This window comes from Protofrankia sp. Cj5 (assembly GCF_917627405.1).
Classification (GTDB): domain Bacteria; phylum Actinomycetota; class Actinomycetes; order Frankiales; family Frankiaceae; genus Protofrankia.
Genome location: NZ_CAKJTO010000016.1, coordinates 7,667 through 25,469, shown reverse-complemented (window position 1 = coordinate 25,469; position 17,803 = coordinate 7,667). Strand labels below are relative to the sequence as shown.

The 17,803-nt window shown below is 68.1% G+C and carries 17 protein-coding genes; 9 read left to right on the top strand and 8 right to left on the bottom strand.

The window, feature by feature from the left end; translation table 11 throughout:
* From MJ777_RS05810 to MJ777_RS05780, 7 genes are all read left to right on the top strand, one after another.
* A partial coding sequence (locus tag MJ777_RS05810) for an MFS transporter (protein WP_239373876.1) occupies nt 1-1,031 on the top strand: 1,031 nt, incomplete at its 5' end.
* 271 nt (nt 1,032-1,302) lie between these two features.
* The gene (locus MJ777_RS05805; protein WP_239373873.1) at nt 1,303-2,124 is read left to right on the top strand and encodes a hypothetical protein; all 822 of its coding nucleotides are present in this window, start codon (nt 1,303-1,305) and stop codon (nt 2,122-2,124) included.
* Nucleotides 2,121-2,969, top strand: a complete 849-nt coding sequence (locus MJ777_RS05800) for a L,D-transpeptidase (protein ID WP_370652659.1) — start codon at nt 2,121-2,123, stop codon at nt 2,967-2,969. Before MJ777_RS05805 ends, MJ777_RS05800 begins: the two co-directional genes overlap by 4 nt.
* Nucleotides 2,970-3,309: 340 nt before the next feature.
* Nucleotides 3,310-4,083: a hypothetical protein gene (locus MJ777_RS05795; RefSeq protein ID WP_239344846.1), complete on the top strand. Its 774-nt coding sequence runs from the start codon at nt 3,310-3,312 to the stop codon at nt 4,081-4,083.
* A gap of 326 nt (nt 4,084-4,409) precedes the next feature.
* Nucleotides 4,410-5,300 (top strand): hypothetical protein, encoded by an 891-nt coding sequence (locus MJ777_RS05790; RefSeq protein ID WP_255724002.1) that lies wholly within the window; start codon nt 4,410-4,412, stop codon nt 5,298-5,300.
* A gap of 336 nt (nt 5,301-5,636) precedes the next feature.
* A complete protein-coding gene (locus MJ777_RS05785) occupies nt 5,637-6,302 on the top strand; it encodes a hypothetical protein (RefSeq protein WP_239311318.1) in 666 nt (221 codons plus the stop codon).
* A 32-nt stretch (nt 6,303-6,334) separates the two neighbouring features.
* Entirely contained in the window at nt 6,335-7,438 is a 1,104-nt protein-coding gene (locus MJ777_RS05780; protein ID WP_239373871.1) for a PHB depolymerase family esterase, read from the top strand.
* Nucleotides 7,439-7,482: 44 nt separating this feature from the next.
* Here MJ777_RS05780 and MJ777_RS05775 read toward each other — a convergent pair whose 3' ends face one another.
* From MJ777_RS05775 to MJ777_RS05750, 6 genes are all read right to left on the bottom strand, one after another.
* Nucleotides 7,483-9,183, bottom strand: coding sequence for a hypothetical protein (locus MJ777_RS05775; protein ID WP_239373869.1), 1,701 nt, complete (start codon nt 9,181-9,183; stop codon nt 7,483-7,485).
* A gap of 716 nt (nt 9,184-9,899) precedes the next feature.
* Nucleotides 9,900-10,337 carry a DUF3180 domain-containing protein gene (locus MJ777_RS05770; protein ID WP_239311317.1) on the bottom strand — a complete coding sequence of 146 codons (438 nt, stop codon included), beginning with the start codon at nt 10,335-10,337 and terminating at the stop codon, nt 9,900-9,902.
* Nucleotides 10,334-10,834: a 2-amino-4-hydroxy-6-hydroxymethyldihydropteridine diphosphokinase gene (gene folK / locus MJ777_RS05765; protein ID WP_239311309.1), complete on the bottom strand. Its 501-nt coding sequence runs from the start codon at nt 10,832-10,834 to the stop codon at nt 10,334-10,336. The genes MJ777_RS05770 and folK overlap by 4 nt, the downstream gene beginning before the upstream one ends.
* Nucleotides 10,835-10,881: 47 nt before the next feature.
* Nucleotides 10,882-11,304, bottom strand: coding sequence for a dihydroneopterin aldolase (folB, locus tag MJ777_RS05760; protein ID WP_239311308.1), 423 nt, complete (start codon nt 11,302-11,304; stop codon nt 10,882-10,884).
* Complete coding sequence (folP, locus tag MJ777_RS05755) at nt 11,301-12,254, bottom strand: dihydropteroate synthase (RefSeq protein ID WP_239344836.1); 954 nt, start codon at nt 12,252-12,254, stop codon at nt 11,301-11,303. Before folP ends, folB begins: the two co-directional genes overlap by 4 nt.
* A gap of 13 nt (nt 12,255-12,267) precedes the next feature.
* A complete protein-coding gene (locus MJ777_RS05750; RefSeq protein WP_239373867.1) occupies nt 12,268-13,245 on the bottom strand; it encodes a GNAT family N-acetyltransferase in 978 nt (325 codons plus the stop codon).
* A 622-nt stretch (nt 13,246-13,867) separates the two neighbouring features.
* Between MJ777_RS05750 and MJ777_RS05745 the strand changes: the two genes are divergently transcribed.
* Complete coding sequence (locus tag MJ777_RS05745) at nt 13,868-14,035, top strand: hypothetical protein (RefSeq protein WP_239313727.1); 168 nt, start codon at nt 13,868-13,870, stop codon at nt 14,033-14,035.
* A 270-nt stretch (nt 14,036-14,305) separates the two neighbouring features.
* Here MJ777_RS05745 and MJ777_RS05740 read toward each other — a convergent pair whose 3' ends face one another.
* Nucleotides 14,306-14,629: a hypothetical protein gene (locus tag MJ777_RS05740; RefSeq protein ID WP_239344832.1), complete on the bottom strand. Its 324-nt coding sequence runs from the start codon at nt 14,627-14,629 to the stop codon at nt 14,306-14,308.
* Nucleotides 14,630-15,300: 671 nt separating this feature from the next.
* Between MJ777_RS05740 and MJ777_RS05735 the strand changes: the two genes are divergently transcribed.
* Entirely contained in the window at nt 15,301-16,212 is a 912-nt protein-coding gene (locus MJ777_RS05735; RefSeq protein WP_239373864.1) for a phosphatase PAP2 family protein, read from the top strand.
* A 22-nt stretch (nt 16,213-16,234) separates the two neighbouring features.
* On the opposite strand, the gene MJ777_RS05730 is transcribed toward MJ777_RS05735, so the two are convergent.
* Nucleotides 16,235-17,257, bottom strand: coding sequence for an aminoglycoside phosphotransferase family protein (locus MJ777_RS05730; protein ID WP_239373845.1), 1,023 nt, complete (start codon nt 17,255-17,257; stop codon nt 16,235-16,237).
* Nucleotides 17,258-17,803 lie beyond the last annotated feature (546 nt).

Genomic DNA, 17,803 nt, shown 5'->3' with positions numbered 1-17,803 from the left:
TGATCACCTCGTGCGGGCTGGCCGCGGTGTCGGCCGGGCTGTTCGTCCTCGCGCTGGTCGGCCCGCGCACGGTCTGGCCGCTGTTCACGCTCGTGGCTGTCCAGTCCGCGCTGGTATCTGTCGACCAGCCGGCCCGGCGGTCGATGATGCCGAGCCTGGTACCGCTGCGGGCGCTGCCCGCCGCCACCGCGCTCCAACAGATCGGTTGGAACATCGCGCTGACCACCGGGCCGCTGCTCGCCGGGGTGACGATCACGGTGTCGGGGTATCCCGTTGCCTACGGTATCGACGCCGTGACCTTCGGGGCGGCCCTCTACGCGCTGGCCCGGCTGCCACCGATGCCACCGACCGACGGCGGCACCCGGGCCGGTGTCGCGAGCGTCGTCGACGGGCTGCGCTTCCTGCGCGGCCAGCCGATAGTGGTCATGACCTTCGCCATAGACATCATCGCGATGGTTTTCGGGATGCCGCGGGCGCTGTTCCCGGAACTCGCCGGAACACAGTTCGGCGGCGGCGCGCGAACCGCCGGGCTGCTCTACTCCGCCGTTGCCGCGGGCGCGCTCGCCGGGGCGGTGGCCGGGGGCTGGTTCGGACGCGTCCGGCGGCAGGGACTCGCCGTCGTCATCGCAGTGATCATTTGGGGCGTCACGATCGCGATGTTCGGCCTTGTCCACAACCTCATCGCCGGTGTGCTGCTGCTCGCCATCGCCGGCGCGGCTGACATGATCAGCGCGGTGTTCCGGAACGCGATACTCAATGTCGCCACACCGAACGCGATGCGCGGGCGTCTCCAGGGCGTGTTCATCGTGGTCGTCGCGGGTGGCCCACGCCTGGGGGACCTTGAGGCGGGGACAGCGGCAACCGTGTTCTCACCGACATTCTCGGTGGTCAGTGGCGGGCTGGCATGTGTTGCCGGAGCCGTGTTACTCGCGGCGGCCGTTCCGTCGTTTAGCCGCTATGACTCCCAGGCCGCCATCACCGCCGCCGAGAGCCGCGAGGTGACGCGGGAGCCAGGCGAGGACCCACTCTGACGATCTCCGGAAGGTATGCGCTGAACGTCAGCGAATAGGCCGTAGCCTGTGATTTTTCAACTACCAGAGATCATGTAACGCAACCAACGAAACAAGCCCGACAACCTACGGCGCCAAAACGTTAGCCCCACCTTCCCGCATGCCTCTTCGGTACATACCACCCGCTCGCAAACGCCGAAAAGGGGGTTGGTATGGTTCCCCGGAAACGCGGCTGTGACGGTGGCCACAGGTCCTGTATCCAGCCCGCCTGACGTCTGAGGGGACAAACACAATGCGTTTGGGCAGGACGCGACTGGCTCTGGCCTGCGTAATCGGCTCGATAACAGTCGGGCTGGCCGCCCCGGCCGCCTGGGCGACAGACGGCGCCGCTCCAACGGCCACGGCCACCCCGTCGGCCGGGGCGGTCGAGCCGGTGGTGCCGGACCTGGTGGACGCCACCGCACCGGTCACCACCCCGTCAGCGGTGCACACGACGCCCGCGCTGCCGGTGCACGGCATCGACCCGCAGCCGTCCACACCGCCGGTGACCCACCGGCCGGCTGGCGGATCCCTTCCGTCCGGGCTTCCCTCACTGCCCGGAATATCCCTGTCCGACCTGGACAGACAGCTGATCGATCTCGCTCCCTGGCTACCGACTGATCTATCACTGGACAATCTGGTGCCACAGCCGCTGACGCTCAGCTTCACCTGTGGGCCGCATGGTCCCGTGTGGACGCTCAAGAACACCTCGGCGAGAGCGTATGGCTTTGCGTGGATCGACACTGACGTCAACTACAACTTCGGTGAGATCGGCGCTGGCAAGACCGTTTCCCTGAACTCGTCGGCGGATGTCGTGATCGCGGGTGCCTTTGACGTGACGACCCAGGATGTCGTGCTGGCGATCCCGGCCTTCGCTATCGCCGACTGCGCCACCACGACGACGGCTTCCCCCACCGCAGCCTCAACGAACGGTGCGGGTGCGGGTGGTGGCGGCGGTGGGGGCGCTGGTGGTGGCGGCGGTGGCACCACCACCGTCCCGGTGTCGACGACGAGTGCGCCGGTCGCGACCCCGGCAACGGCTGTCGTCACCGACAAGGTTCACTACACGGGATGAGCAAGCCAGCTGTGATCGGATGCCGCCGGCCCGGATTCGGGCCGGCGGCATCCGCCGTGTCGATTTCCGCCGGCCATGCACCGGCCAGCCCGCGCATGAAGATCCTGCTGGCCGTCCTCGCCGGCATGGTTGTCTTCACCGGCTGCGGTGGTGGGGGCTCGAAGACCCAGTCACAGGCGTCCGCGACCGCCATCCCAGATCCGGTCCGCAGCCAGCTCGCGGCCGTGACCTCCGTCAACACCGACGGGATGAACACGATCGTGACCGCGACCGGTGGGGTGGTCGACGTCTACAAGACCCCCACGGCAAAAACCGCGGCATCCCAGCTGCGCAGCCCGAACCCGGAGGGCGTCCCGCGAGTCTTCCTCGTGGTGGCGAAACTCCCGAACTGGTGGCACGTACTGCTGCCGGTGGAGCCCAACGGCAGCACGGGCTGGGTGAAAGCGTCCCAGGTGAGGGCCAGCCTCACCGGGTACCACATCGTGGTCGCCCGTAAGGACCACCGCCTGCGGGTCTACGACAAGACCGCGGTTGTCCTCGACGAGCCGATCTCCGTCGGCACAACGGACACCCCCACGCCCGGCGGTCGCTTCTATCTGACCGAACTGCTACAGCCGCGCAACCCGGCCGGACCCTATGGCCCGTATGCTTTCGGGCTCAGCGGGTTCTCCACCACCCTGGATTCCTTCGACGGGCAGGACCCGGTGATCGGTATCCATGGAACAAACCAGCCCAACCTGATCGGGCAGGACATCAGCCACGGCTGCATCCGGGTCCGCAACGATGTCATCACCAGGCTCGCGAAAATGCTGCCGCTGGGCACCCCGGTGGAGATCGCAGCCTGAGTCCCCCCGGCGCCCCTGCGGATGGCAGTTCGCGACCTGTCGACACCCTGGTCGCGAACTGCCATCACGCCCTAGGCGCCGGCCAGCCCGAGCCACGGCCGGCAGCCCCGTTATCTGACGAGCGCCCGGCGCCTGTGCCCGGCGCCTGCGCCGCGGTTCGGCGGGCGCTCCTTGCCGACGCCGCGGGTATGAGGGGTTCGTTACTCAACGTAATCCGTGCATACTGGGGCCAACCAGCGGACCCGCATGGCCATCAGCAACATGATCTTCATTTTCGCGCTGTCGGAGACCGGCAACGACCGAACCGAACACGCCGCGGCATCCAGGGGGTAGACAGGTCGTGCGGACATCGCTGCCGGCACATAGCGGTCGGGTCCGGATTCAGCTCCGGACTCTCGGGCTCGGTCTGGTCTGCGTCCTGTTGGGGCTCACAGCCAATTCCTGCGGAAACGGGAAGAGCCCGAATCCGGTTGCCGCGGGAACCGAACCAGTCCCCCCGACGCAGCAGGCCGCCGCCCGCACATCGCTGCACGCCGACGACTACGTGCTTACCGAGGGTCCAGAGACGACGGGCTTCGGCGCCAGCACGTCGCTAGACAACCGTGGTGCTCTGTCGGTAGCCGCGATGACCAGTTTCGCCTCGTGCATGGGCGAACCCACAGCCGGGTCGAAAGTAGAGCCGCTGGACTCGGCAAAGGGACCGTACTTCGCCACCAGCGACAGCCAGATGTTCATGGGATCGGTCGCGGCGGTCTATCCAGCCGAAGTGATCACAGCTGCCGTCCGAGTCGCCGCTGAGGCTTCTTTTCCGTCCTGCGTCGGCCAGCTGCTCAAGCGCGAGTATGCCAAAGCGGCCGATCTGCCCGCTGGCAGCACCTTCGCGGTCGTGTCGGCATCCGCCCACAAGCCTCCCCCCGGTATCACCGCCGCGACCAGGGTCAAGGCAACCATGACGCTGGACGGACCACCGGTACCGATGACCTTCGACCTGATGTTCATGTTCTCCGGCCAGGTCCAGAGCTCCTTTGTCGTCGGCCGCGTGTTCGACGACCCCGAGCAGACCGTGGTGAACCGTGTCGCACGGCAGATCGCCCGAAAGGTCGCCAGCCAGTAGTCACATTGTGACATATACGTACTTCGGCAAGCTGGCGGTCATCCCAGCAACCCTCCGCATCCATGCGACACGCAAAGCACATCCATGGACGGACTACACGAACGCTACTTTCCGCTTCCGTGTGGCAACATGGTGTGATCGTTACCCATGATGTGTGCTGTTTCCGTGCGTACGGTGGGCAACGGGCAGTCGGTGACGAGCGATGGGCAATGCGGCGAACGGCGCCCAGCGCGACCCATCCATGCCTTCCGGACACGCCCATGCCGGACAACCGACCAGTACGCAACTGACCTGGTGCGCGACTGTCGCGATGGGAGTGAAGACTATTGGCACCGCAGGCTGTCGGGTGGGACGATAGCATATCAGGCGCATGGTCATACTTTGCCCAATACTTCGCCCAAATTGTGCCGAAAATTTTAGCATTCGCATTCATCATGTCTGTCGGCGGCCTGGCCGCCCGCACACTCATCAGGATCATCAACCGCTTCCTCGACCGCGCTGGCACCGACAATCTGCTCGAACGGGGCGGGCTCACGCGCGCACTCCGCCGGCCCGCCCACGACCTGCGCATCGGCCTGATGCGGCTGCTGCTCGCCATTGCGCTGTTGGCGCTCTTCCAACTGGCCCTCGGCCCGTTCGGCACCAACCCGGTCAGCGACCTCGTCCACGACCTCGTCATCCTGCTCGCACACGCGGTTCTCGCCTGCTCTGTGCTCATGCTCGGCGGCACTCTCGCCTCGGCCGCCCGGGTGTTCGTCCGCGAAGCGCTGACCGGGCTTCCCTACGCGGCTACCGCGGCGACCAGTATCACCGCGCTCATCATGATCGGGTTTGGCAAAGCCGCCCTGGACGAACTCGGGCTTGCCACTTCGGTAACAAATCCGATACTCTACGCACTGCTCGCGACCATCGCCGGAGTGACAGTCGTCGGGGTGGGTGGCGGTCTTGTCCGTCCGATGCAACGCCGCTGGGAGGAGCTCTTGCGCTACGGGGGGCCGGAACTGACGACCGCAAGGTCTGTCTGGCGGGAGAATCGAGCCCGTGCCGCCGCCGAGGAGCCGGTGGTCGTGCCGGTGAGCGATCTCGTCGGCGACCTGGTGGCGGCAGGGCACAGCAAGGATGGGTGGGCGACGGACCCGATCTCCGCGCACGATCGGGAGACATCCGCGGCCACCGGCGAGTCGCGTGCGGACCCCGAGCCCGGACAAGCATCGTGACGGTATGACGCCGTAACGGCATAACACACCAAGCACACCTGGAACGATGCTTACACTCGGCAACGATGAGCACAGCATCATCGTCCCAAGGACTGCCCAAAACAACAGAGACCACCACGACGCACCCATACTCCTTCGGCGAACTGACGCACACGAGGGATGCGGGTGAGGCACTCTGGTACGACAAAGTGTCGCGACCAACGGCGGCGCCGGTCCTGTCGCTCCGCTACGCGGTGCGCTGGGTGCGGCCTGCCGGACGGCCTGGTTCCCCAGGTCGTCCGCGGCCGCAGGCCACCTGCGCGGGGCGCGGGAAACGGGGGAGACATCTCGGTGGACATGCCATCAGACCTGGAGCGCTCCCGGCTGCTCCTCGTCTGGCTGCAGGCCCGTCGCGCGGTCGACCACTGCCTGTCGGACCTTCTCGCCGCCGGACCAGCCGGTGAACGCCGTGTCCGCGAGCAGCTCGAACTGGTCAACGACCTGGAGAACCGCGCTCAGGAGGCGTTTGTGCGGTATCGCCGCGCCGCCGCGAACACCAGACGGCCAGCCGGCTCTGAGGACACGCCCACCTCGGACGCGGCCGACATGATTGACGTTGCCGACGTGATCGATATTGCTGATGTGACCACGTTGATGGACCGAACCAGCTCGACCGGCCGCCCCCGCCTCGGCGTGGTACAGCCAGACGACCGGGGGCACCAGCCCGGTCGTCTGGCGGAACCGCAACGACCGAGCGGCGTGCCCGGAACCGGGCTGCGGCCGGCCGGGCCGGTATCGGCCGTGGACATCCTTCCGGACACGGCGACAGGTCCGGGTACGGCCCCGCCCGCCTCGAAGTCCGGCACAGGCCTGGGTACCCCTGCCGCCGGAACGGAGCCAGGCGCCTTTCCGGGCCTGCCCGGAGCCGCCACGGCCGCTGGCCCCAGCGGCCCCCACACCGGCGCGGACGGTGAGAGCCGCGGCACCCGCCGTCCGCGCGGAGATCAACGCCGATACCGCTGACAGGGCCAGGCCGTGGACGGGACAAAATCAGTGTGGTGCAGTCCACGCGTCGCCGTACCGCGCTGGCCCGGTTCACCGGGCTGGTACTTGTCCTGACCTGCTGGCTGGCCGGGTGCGCCGCTGTGGGCAGGTCTCACCCGGCATCGATGACGCCGGTGGCCGGCGCGCCCAGCCCGACTGCCGGACCGGACGCCTACGAACGCTCAGGGCGAGCGCCGCGGCTGCGCATCACGCTGCCGCCGGCCACGTCTCCCCGGCCCTTTCCGCTCGTCATCGCGCTGCACAGCCTTCTGCACGAGGGTCAGGAACCCCAGACCGAGTGGGGCATCGACACCCTCGCCACCAGCGCGGGCGTCGCCGTGGCCTATCCCGATGGCCTGAACGCCTCGTGGGATGCTGGCACCTGTTGCGGGCGGTCCGCGGCCGAGCATGTCGACGACGTCGGATGGCTGCGAGCGCTCATCTCACATCTCGAACAACACTATCCCATCGACCGGCGGCGGGTGATCCTGGTCGGCTTCTCCAACGGCGGGATGCTCGCCTACCGCTACGCGTGCGAGAACGCGCCCGAAATCGCCGGTATCGCCGTGGTGGCGGCCAGCCTGCAGACCCCGGACTGCGCGCCGGCGGCCCCGGTCAGCGTGGTGGCCGTGCATGGACAGCTTGATGAGCGCGTTCCGTACGCTGGTGCCGACTGGTCGGCAACGCTCGGGACATCACTGACCTCGGTCGAGAACAGCCTTGCTCCCTTCCGGGCCAGCGCCGGCTGCCCTCCCCCGTCGCTGCCGGAAGACAGCGGCAGTGCCGACAGCGACGGGTTGCCCGTCGAGAGCGCGTCCGGCAGCCCACCGAAGGCGACCAGCATGGGAACACCCGGTTACGACAGTCACAGCCAACCGGCAGCCGAAGCGGCCACAACCAGCCAGGCGACAGCCGTATCCCCAGCCGGGAGCGGTTTCCCGGTGACGAAGAAGGAGACGAGCTGCTCGTCCGGCGATCGGGTCGTGGAGTTCCTGCTTCCCGGCGTCGCCCATGGCTGGCCCCCCAGCAGCGGCCCAGCGCGGTTCAGCACCACGGAGGTGATCTGGCGGATCCTCGCGCCGATGCGGTCGCAACGCGCCGGGCCCGACCTCTGAAGCCAGCGAGCCTCGGCCAGGCCGAGGAGATCAGAACATGAAGATCAGGACGCGCGGAAAGAGGCCCGTACGTTCTCCACCAGGGTTGTCGCGGTGTCCGCCTGCGTAGCTGACGACCGCGAGATCAGGACGTAGACCGCGTCCCCGGCCAGCAGCGTCCGCATCACGTAGGTGACCCGCTGGCCGTCGCGCAGGTAGGAGCCGGCCAGCTCCTGGCTCTGCGCTCCGGTCGGGTCCGTGATCGGCCCGGACCTGTCCTGAGTGAGCCCCGGCTGGGTGGCGAACTCGGAGTCCTGAACAACCTTGAGCGCCGCCCGTTGATCCGTGCCCGTGACACGCGCGACTCCGACCATCCGCGGGCCGGCCGCAGCCGTCCCCACCGCGGGCTCGACAAAGAAGACCCCGGTGTTGTCCCGGCGTTGGCTCCAGGCAGGCGGGTGGGAAAATGTCGCCCGCTGCTTCGTGTCGGTGACCGCAACCCAGTCAGCCGGTACCACCGCCGGGGCTGTTGTGCCAGCCGGGCTGGCGGCGGGGCTCGCGGATGCCGCCGCCTGGGCCGTGCCTGTCGGCGCGGCGGTCGGCCCGGCCTGCACGCTGGCCTTACCAGGACTGATCTTCTGCCAGACAAACCCCGCGCCGCCCCCGAGCGCGAAGGCGAGCCCAAGGATCACCACCGCATACAGCAGCCGCCGCAGCATCGGTGTGCCCGTGGCGCTCTTGCGGGGCTGTGCCCGGTGCGAACCGGTGTCCTCATCCGAGAATGACGGATTGCCACGGTCATCCCGGCGCCGGCCACGCACGCGTTCGGACCGGCCGTTGCCGGCCTGGCCGTGTGCGGCCGAGTTCGTGGACCGGTCCGTCCGGACAGGGCGATCAGCCCGATCAGCCCGATCAGCGCTGGGACGCCGGGTGTCGGAGGCAGCCGCGTCCGCGCGTACCCGGGTGGTACGCGGTGGGGCGACACCCGCCGGCCGCCCAGTGGGCTCGCGCGGGCGCCGGATACTCGTGCTGGCGGCCGCGTCCTGCGTCCCCGGGTCCCATCCCGATCCGCGCCCTGGGGGCTGAGCCGCGCGGCGCGGCGCTGCCGGTCCCGCCTGCCCCCTGGCATCATCCTGGTATGGCTGCTGGGCCGGGGGAAACCCGCCCGCGGTGTGGGCATCGGCAACAGGTGACGCGGCCCGCGCGGCGCTGTCGCGCCAGCCCCCTCCACCGCTGCCTTCGGGGTACCCCGGCCCGGGGTCCAGCGGCTGCCCAGCAGCGGGACCACCGGATGAGAAAGCCCTGGTATCCGGTGGGTACGGCCGCTCATGGGGCTGCCGGTCCGTCGGCCGGGGGCGGGACACCGCGGTCTGGCGCGGACCAGGACCAGAAGCGGGAGTAGCCGGCCGCGACCGTGCTGCCGCGGAACGGTGGGCCCGCTCGCCATCACGGATACCGGGATCAACCGGTGGCGGCCCGGACGGCGCGGCCTGCGGGGCGTAACGGGTCTCCTCGTCGTAGAGGTCAGCGGAGGGCCGGCCGGCCGGCGGATACCCAGACGTGACCGGCCCGTAGCCGTGGGGTGCCGGCTCGGCACGACGGCCCGCGTCATTGCCATAACCCGCCTCGTTGCCACAATCCGCGCTATTTTCGTAACCGTTGCCGTACCCCGCGTCATTGCCGTACCCCGCGTCATTGCCATAACCCGCGTCATTGCCACGGCCGGCGGCCCGCTCGTTGCGAGGGTAGCCGGCCCGTGTCGCCATGCCGTCGGCCACATGAGGAGCGACCGCACGTTGGCCCGTCGGGCGGTGTGGGGCCGCGGCCTGTTGTCCTGGCGGCAGATAGCCGTCAGCGGGCGGATATCCAGCGGCTGGCCGATAGGCGTCCGAGGCGCGGGTTGCGTCGGGCCGCTGCTGGGAACCAGCATCCCGATAAGAGCCAGGGTCCTGATATCGGCCAGTGTCCTGCGGCGGGCCCTGGTCGCGCCACGGGGCAGGGGGATGAGCATCCCGGCGCCGCGGGGCCGCGCTTGCCGGGGGCTCGTTTCCGTCGGGATGCGCCACCGATTCCGGCGTACCGTCCACGGCCCCGGGCCGGCGTTGATTCACCGCGTCAGACCGTCGTGCCGCGTCAGACCGTCGTGCCGCGTCAGAGCGTCGTGCGCCGTCTGCCACCGGCTGACCTCCCATCGCGGTCCGCACCCAATCAAACGTCCCCATCGGTGTATCACGGCGTTGCGCTGGCGTTGCGCGCGCCCAGTTGACAATTACCAGAGTAAGAGCGCCCGGCAATAGGGCTCGTCCGGGTGGCACCTCGCGTCATCGCTACCCGTCCATCACCACGCGATGGACGGGTAGCCCGGCTCGTCGGCCGGCGCCCACCGCCTCCGGCGCATCCATCCGCCGCCTTGCGATCCTGCCGCCGACCGCGCAAAAAACATGATCGCGTGACCTTTGGCCAGCGCACCCCGGCAGGCCGCTCAGGATTTCGGCACTCGGCACACACGCTCAAGCAGCAGCCCGCCGGCCAGGAGCACCGCCGCGGCACCGATCCCCAGCCCAGCGGTGATCGCATCGGCGCCGGCGGTGCGGAACTCATCCGAACGCGGCAACACATAACCGAGCACCGCAGCCCACGCTCCCGCCAGCGCCGCCCCGGCAAGGCTGCCGGCCTTGGCCATGGCCGCCAGCCGGGCGACGGTCAGCGGCAGGATCGGCCTCGTTCCCGGCCGCCCCTGCAACCGGCGCCGGGTGATCGACGCGGTCTGTAGCTCCACCAGCCCAATGATCAGCAGAGACAACGGCGCCGTGGGCGGAAAGCGCGGCAGGTCCTGATAATTGAAAACCAGGAAAACATAGGTGAGCGCGCCAAGCACCACGGCCGCCGCGAACAGATCCCGCGCCCGGCTCGGTTTCACTGGCGCAAGCTCCATGATGTCTGCTGGATCCCGGCGGTATCCAGCCCGGCCACCAGGTCGGCCACCCGGCCATGACCAGGTAGCACCGCGTCCGGCTCGACATCCAGCCAGGGAACACAGACGAACGCGCGCAGATGGGCACGCGGATGCGGGATGAGGATCTCCGGATCGTCGCTCAGCAGCCTGCCACAGGCGATCACATCAACATCCAGGGTCCGTGGGCCCCATCGTACCGTCCGCAGCCGTGACGCCGCCTGCTCGGCTGACCGTGCCGCCAACAGCAGAGCACGTGCCGGCGCCGCCGGGACCAGCACAACCGCATTGAGATAATCGTCCTGGGTGGGTCCGCCGACGGGCGCGGTCTCATACACCCGCGACACCGCCACCGCACCGAGCGTCCGGACGGCGGCACGAAGCCGCGCAAGACGATCACCGAGATTCGAGCCCAGCGCAAGCACCGCGGTCGGACGCTCCGGCCCTGGCCGCGGCGTTGCCAACGACGACGCCTGCGACTTTCGCGATCCCGGCTGATGACCCGTCCCGCTCACGCTGGCCGGTCCCGGGTGACGCTGACCGCGACATCGGTGAACGGTAGTGGGATCGGTGCCGCCGGTTTGTGTACCGTCACCTGGGCGCGCGCAACGCGGCCGTCGCCCAGGCAGGCGACGGCCAGCCGGTGCGCGAGTGTCTCGATCAGATCCACCGGTTCACCCGCGATGATCCCAGCCAACGTCTGGGCCAACGCCGCGTAGTCGACCGTGGCGGCGAGGTCGTCATTCGCGGCGGCTTGCCGGGTGTCCACCCACAGCACGGCGTCCACGACGAATTCCTGGCCCAACTCGCGTTCGGCTGGCAGGACACCATGGTGGCCGTGGACCCGCAGGCCGGTAAGGACGATCCGGTCCGGCGCGGCCGCCGACGGGGCATCGGCTCCAGGCGATCCGCCCGCCGGTGGCCAGGCGGTCATGCCGCGCCCGCCGGTGGGCATCGGGGCATGGCCGGGGCGGAACCGCTGGCGGCGATCAGCGCCCGAGCCGGCCCCATACGCGCATCCCACGGCTGCTCGCCGCGGGCGCTCCGCCATGCCTGCGCCACCCGGACGGCGTCCGCCGCCGCCCGGACCGCGTGCACCCGTACCGCCCACACCCCGGCGACCGCCAGCAGCGCCGTTGTCGCCTGGGTCGCATCGTCGCGATCATCGGCTGGCCGGGCCCGGCCGTCGGAGCCCGCCAGCAGGCTGCCCAGGAACGACTTACGCGATGTACCGACCAGCAGGGGATAATTCAGCGCGCTGAAGGCGTCGATGTGTGCCAGCAGCGCCCAGTTGTGTCTGGCCTTCTTCGCGAAGCCGATCCCCGGGTCGATAATCACCCTGCTCGGCGCGATACCCGCGGCGAGCACGGCCTCAAGACGGTCGTGCAGCTCGGCCGCGACCTCGGACACGACGTCACCGTAGACCGCCCGGGTGAACATGTTCGCGCTCGTGCCCCTGGCATGCATCAGCACATAGGGAACACCCCGCTCGGCGGCGAGAGCCAGCAGGTCCCGGTCGGCCGCGCCCGATACGTCATTTATGATCACAGCGCCGGCGGCCAACGCGGCCTCGGCGACCGTCCGGCGGGTCGTGTCCACGCTGACGGCGACCCCGGCCGCGGCCAGCTCCGTCACCACCGGCAGCACCCTGCGCAGTTCCTCGTCCGGATCAACCCGGGCGGCCCCCGGTCGGGTCGACTCACCACCGACGTCGATGATGTCGGCGCCGTCGGCCGCCATCGCCAAGCCGGCCCGGACGGCATCAGCGGCGGTCGCGAAGGTACCGCCGTCGGAGAACGAATCCGGGGTCGCGTTGACCACACCCATCACGCGAGTCCTGCCCATCGGCTCCAGGAGACTGCGGCTGGCCTGCTCGGGCGTCATGACTCCCCAATGATCAGCGTAGGGACGCGGCTGGACTGCCGGCGTGATGAGACCGCCGGTAGCAGTACCGCCGGTAGGAGTATCGATAGACGGGCTGAAAGCCGAGTGCGGCATACAGGTGGCGGGCCGCTGTGCTGGTCTGTTCCACCTGCAGATAGGCGCGGGAGGCACCAGCGTCGGTGGCCCATGTGACCAGCCCGGCGAGGACGGCGCGGGCGGCTCCCCGGCCGCGCGCGGCCGGTATCGTCGCCATGCTGTAGACGCCGAGCCAGTCGCCGTCTATGACCCCCCGGCCAACCGCGACCGGCACGCCGTCCATCACGCACAGCACGTACTTTGTTGCTATCGTGAGATTCGTCAGCACCTTGAGGGTGCCGGCACGCTGGTCCGCAAAGGTCGAAAGTACCCGCCCAGCGATATCCAGCCAGCTGCCGTCGATGTCGTCGAACATGAGCGTTCTGGTACCACCGGCGCGGCCGGAGCCGGCGGCAGCAGCCGCCGACGCTCCCGACGGCACGTCAACGCTGGCCTCCGCGACGGTGCCGCCGGCCAGCCGGCCAGCAAGGTCCGCCAGGTCGGCCGCGCAGACATCGGTCGGACCGGTGTCATCGAACCCGAGCGTGTCCAGTGCCTGGTGGATACCGGCCGGCAACGACACCGGGGTGATCTGGACGGTCGCCGGCAGCCCTGCCGCGGCGTAGAACGCGCGGACCTCGTCAAGCGCGAGAGAAAGATCAGGGACGTCTCCGCGGGCCCACACCGAGTTGCCGCGCCGGGAGGAACCGGCAGACTCCCGCAACACCCAGCCGCCGACACGGCGCTCACACAGCGGGGGCCAGGCGCGATGGGCGAGAAGCTCCAGCTCACGGCTCAGAGCGGCATCAACCGCCTCGCCGGCACCCGGCGCCACCAGCGCATCGTGCCCACGGTGGCTTGCGGCGGGCTCAGCCATGCCCTGCCCGGCGACCGGTACCCGCAGACGGACCCGCACTGACCACACGCCTGAGGCTACCGGCCAAGGAACGAAACCTTCGCGCTCGCCCCTCGTTGTCGCGCCCGACACGACTTGACCAGACACCGCCTGTCTCGGCAGCGCCACCAACAGTCCCCGGTCAGCGACCGGTACGCCGCTCAGGAATCGATCGGCCACTCGAATGTGCCGCGGTGAATACACCACAGTGAATGCGCGGCGGGAGCGGATGCGCGGCGAGGGTGGATGCGCAGCGACGGTGACCTGATACCCTGGGAATACATCACGGGAAGCAATGGGTATGCGTCGGCGGCACATCATGCGCATACGGTGCAATTAACCTGCGGATGGTCATCCGAACGGCGGGAGCCCAACTACAGGGCGCAAAGTTTGTTACCTCACCGTAACGACCATTCAACCCGGCGGGAACACCGAGACCCTACCGTTTTTTACGGTAACGTCAGTTGTACCACCGCCCGACAAAGGAGCCGGGCTCCTTCTTGAAGGGCATGGAGTGAAAATTGATGGTAAACCCGCCGGGCGACGCCTTTTCGGCAGATGTATCAGCTGAGACGAGCCAGCCATACGAAGTGCTGATCGAATGGAAGTCGCTTCACGGCTGTGAGTCGCTGGAAGGCCACCCATGAGCAGACTGGTCACACTCGTCGCGGCTGTCGACGCCCAGCCCACGCTGGAACAAACGGATTCAATCCTTACCGAACTGGGCCAGATGCCCCGCAATCCCATCGTCACGGGGCTGATCGACGCCCTGCTTGAGTATCGGACACTCCTCGTGAGCCTGACAGGGTGATCTTAAGGTCACCGGACGGCATGCCGGGAGCCGAACCAGTCAGGTGGTCTCTTGTTACTTGGCGGCGAGACCACCTGACTGGTCCGAAAACTAATACAGCGAACAGTTCGGGAAATCGTGGCATCCGGCAGGCCCAGGGATGCGCGGCCGTAACATTTCCCGCGTATCCGAAGGATCCGGGAAAGCCGGCCGGTGATCATACAGCCAGCACTTTCCGCATATCACCGGTGTCAGGACGGGTAGCGGTGTGCCACCGTTACCCGAACACGATCAACGCCCGAACGGCTGGCCCTGCTGCTGGCCCTGCTGGCCCTGCTGCTGGCCGAAGCCCTGGCCAGCACCCTGCTGCTGGCCACCGAACTGGCCGCCGACAGAAGCGCCGACACCGACGAGCTCCTGCAGCCGGGTCTCCACGTAACGCTCGCTGTGGTGAGTCTTGTCCGCGATCCGCTGAACGAGATCGTTGACGTCACGAGCCGCGTCGAGGTCCGCGGTGCCGACCTGTCCGAATTCATCGAGCAGCCGGTACCGGATCTGCTGCCAGTTCTGCCGCAGCTGCTGTTCAATCTGCTGCTGCTGCTGCTGCTGTGCCATCACGTTTTCCTCTCGTCGGGACTGACCGAACAAGAAGTGACCCTACTCCACCAGGCGCTCACCCAGTCAACCCCACCAGCTAACTTCGCTTGTGTAATTCAGGAAACTCTTCTTGCCGCGAAAAAGGGCTATGCGACAAAAAAGAAACAATAACGAGAGAACAGTCATGTGTCATCCGGTCCGCAGAAGTTGCCACCGCCAGCGGGAAGCCACCGATATATCCGGTGATAACCAGCGACCAGGCCGCCGGCGGCTCCGGCCGGTCACGGTCGGAGCGCACGGAACAGTCAATGCGGATGAATTGCGGAGGAGCTGCGGATAAGAGAGGCTCCGGCAATAGGGGACGCGGCGTCGCGGGGCTGGGGCACGCACCTCGCTGCATCGCTCCCCGTCCATCGCTGCGCGATGCACGGGTACCCCGGCTCGTCGGTCGCCACCCAGCACCAGGGTGACTCCCTCCGCCGCCTTGCGATGCACGCACCCCAGCCCCGCTCCTTGATCCACGCCCCTATTGCCGGGCGCTCTAAGGCCCGGCAGATCGGGTGCCTGCCGGTTTGTGTGCGGTGGCTGCTGAGCTGGCCGGCCCACGGTCTGGAAGCAGGCCGGCAGCAGGCCGGCGAGCCGCGGGCAGGGCTTTTCCCGGCCGGCGAGCGGGAAGAGACTGGGACGTCATGGGAGCACGGTGGGCCGCGGGAACGTGCGCGGTGCTGTTCGTCGTCCTCACGGCCATGGTGAAGATCCACTGGATGCCGCTCGCCAACGCAGACGCCGACACGATCGAGGATCTCAGCAGGATTGTCGCCACCCGGAGCTGGCCGGTCGACGCCGCCGAAGTCCTGAGCATGCTGTTCGCTCCGTTCATCCTCCGGCTGGCTGCCCTGGTCGTGGTGGCGGTGTTGTGGTTGCGGGCCAGCCCGTCGTGGGGCGGCCGCCCGCGCGGTCTCGGCCGGCTCGATCCGGCCGGCGTCCGCTGGTCGGCGCTGTTCATCGGGATCACCATCGGGATCGGTGGCCTCCTCAGCACCGCAACCAAAATCATCATCGCCCGAGCGCGCCCGCCCGTCGCCGAGGCGTTCGCCCCGGCCCACGGGATGAGCTTTCCGTCCGGGCACGTCATCGGGGTGACGGTCGCGGCGATGGTGGGGCTCGCGGTACTGGCTGCCGTCCGCGGGCAACGGCCTCCGGTCGCCGTGACCGCCGTGACCGCGCTGGCCGTCGTGGCGGTCGGGTGCGCACGTCTCATCCTCGCCGTGCACTATCTGTCGGACGTCATCGCCGGCTACCTACTCGCGGTGGCATGGGCAGCCAGCATGACCGCGTTATTCACCCAACGCATCTGCCGAAAACGTCCTGTGGATGGCGCGGTCGACGGCAGCGAACCACCGCTACAAGGCCAGCCAGCGCAACGACCCGGCGGCCAGGCACAATCGCCACACTGTTCGGACACCGCCGCCAACAGCAATCCGCTAGACTGGCAACAGGAGCCGCCAGAGCAACCACGCGGATCCCAGCAAATTCACCCTCAGACAAAACCACGGGCCCTGTCCAGTCACTGGGGACGATGGCGAGTCCGGCTCCGATGAACTATCAGAAAGCTGATAAAAGTCAGGAATACGGTAACCAGCGGACGCTTTCGTCCGCATAACGCAGGCTTGCCAGCCGGACGGCGAACTGCGCCGCCACCCGCGGATTGCTGCTGAGGATCGGCACAACACTCGTCACCAGCTTCAGTTCCCGTACGGCCCGCAGCACCTCGAATCCAGACCAGTGCGTCACGTCGAAACCGTATTCGGACGCGAGCAGCGCGTATCGTTCCGGTGGGTAACCGAAACGCAACCGCCCGACAGCCAAGGGAACCAGGTCCCACTCGGTCGGCCCGTAACAGGTGGCATCGAAATCACAGGCGAGCACCCGGCCATCGGGGCTTCTGATCAGGTTCCCGAGATGAGCGTCACCGTGGACGATCCCCGCCGGCAGCTCGTACGTGACATCTTCAAGAGCCGCTTCGAGCCGGTCGGCCATGCGCTGCAGGAAGATACGGTCAATGTCAGCGAGCCCCTCCGCGTCGGCGAGGCGCCGGCGGACGTCGTCGAGCGGATCCCAGTTCGGCAATGCGACGATGGGCAGCGGCAACGCGTGGATCAGTCGGAGGACCACCGCGAGGTCGGAGGCGGTTGGTGGTCCGCTGTTGCGCACAGGCTCGTCCGAGGCGGACCTGCGCGCACGTGCCACCAGCCCTCGGGCGCCTGCCGGAGGCTGCCGTTCCAGGAGGCTCTGAGCACGCGGTTCGGCTGGTCGCGGCCCGGCCAGAGCATCGATCCACAGGGTGGCCACGGTGCCGTCGAGGTGCAGCGGTGCCGGCAGACCAGGTGCAAGGCGCACCGCCGGCACGTCATGCCGGGCCAGCCAACGAGCTACCTGAACGACTTTGTACGCACGGTACGCCATCGCCGGGGATCCGGAAATCCGGATAATCACTCCGGAGCGCGGCAACCGGAACACCGCGTTAGCGGTAATTTTTATTACCTCGGCATCCTGGCCATCCAGGCCAAGCGCCGTGCATATCTCTCGAACAATCGACCACGCCTTCGCCGCGGTGAAACGACCGTCACGACCCGTGACAGCCACTCGACCTCGCCCCGACCCTCACCAGACACGGAGCATAACAAGATCGATTCGTTCGGACGCGCCCATCCCGCTCACTGCCTATCCGCGCCCTCATGGCATACGGTTATTGCCGCTAAGAGCGCCCGGCAACAGGACTGTCCGGCTCGTACCGCCCGCGCGGTGCCTCGTATCATCGCTCCCCTATCCATCACCGCGCGACGCATGGGTATCCCGGCTTGTCGGTCAACACCCACCACCTCCGGTGACTCCCCGCGCCACCTCGCGATGCACGCGCCCCGGCCCTGTTTTTTGATCCACACTCCTATTGCCGGGCACTCCCATGCATTACACGCGCTCGGCCACGAACCCGAACCCGAACCATGACCCCACGGCCCGCAACGATGCCTCCTCCGATCCGGTAGTTGCCCGGTGGCGGTGCTGAGTCGCCGGTGGCCAACAGGAGTTCAATCAGTACTCTGCTCACCTACCCGAAAACCCCAAGCAAGCCAGGGCATGCCCGATGGATGCTCAACTATAGTTCCTTCGGCGGCCGCTAAGAGCGTGTTT

What these genes read in the sequence shown, in the direction of transcription:
- MJ777_RS05805 (WP_239373873.1), top strand. Translation starts at nt 1,303, where the DNA reads ATGCGTTTGGGCAGGACGCGACTGGCTCTGGCCTGCGTAATCGGCTCG.
- MJ777_RS05800 (WP_370652659.1), top strand. Translation starts at nt 2,121, where the DNA reads ATGAGCAAGCCAGCTGTGATCGGATGCCGCCGGCCCGGATTCGGGCCG.
- MJ777_RS05785 (WP_239311318.1), top strand. Translation starts at nt 5,637, where the DNA reads ATGCCATCAGACCTGGAGCGCTCCCGGCTGCTCCTCGTCTGGCTGCAG.
- MJ777_RS05775 (WP_239373869.1), bottom strand. Translation starts at nt 9,183, where the DNA reads ATGGCGACACGGGCCGGCTACCCTCGCAACGAGCGGGCCGCCGGCCGT.
- folB (WP_239311308.1), bottom strand. Translation starts at nt 11,304, where the DNA reads ATGACCGCCTGGCCACCGGCGGGCGGATCGCCTGGAGCCGATGCCCCG.
- folP (WP_239344836.1), bottom strand. Translation starts at nt 12,254, where the DNA reads ATGACGCCCGAGCAGGCCAGCCGCAGTCTCCTGGAGCCGATGGGCAGG.
- MJ777_RS05745 (WP_239313727.1), top strand. Translation starts at nt 13,868, where the DNA reads ATGAGCAGACTGGTCACACTCGTCGCGGCTGTCGACGCCCAGCCCACG.
- MJ777_RS05740 (WP_239344832.1), bottom strand. Translation starts at nt 14,629, where the DNA reads ATGGCACAGCAGCAGCAGCAGCAGCAGATTGAACAGCAGCTGCGGCAG.
- MJ777_RS05735 (WP_239373864.1), top strand. Translation starts at nt 15,301, where the DNA reads ATGGGAGCACGGTGGGCCGCGGGAACGTGCGCGGTGCTGTTCGTCGTC.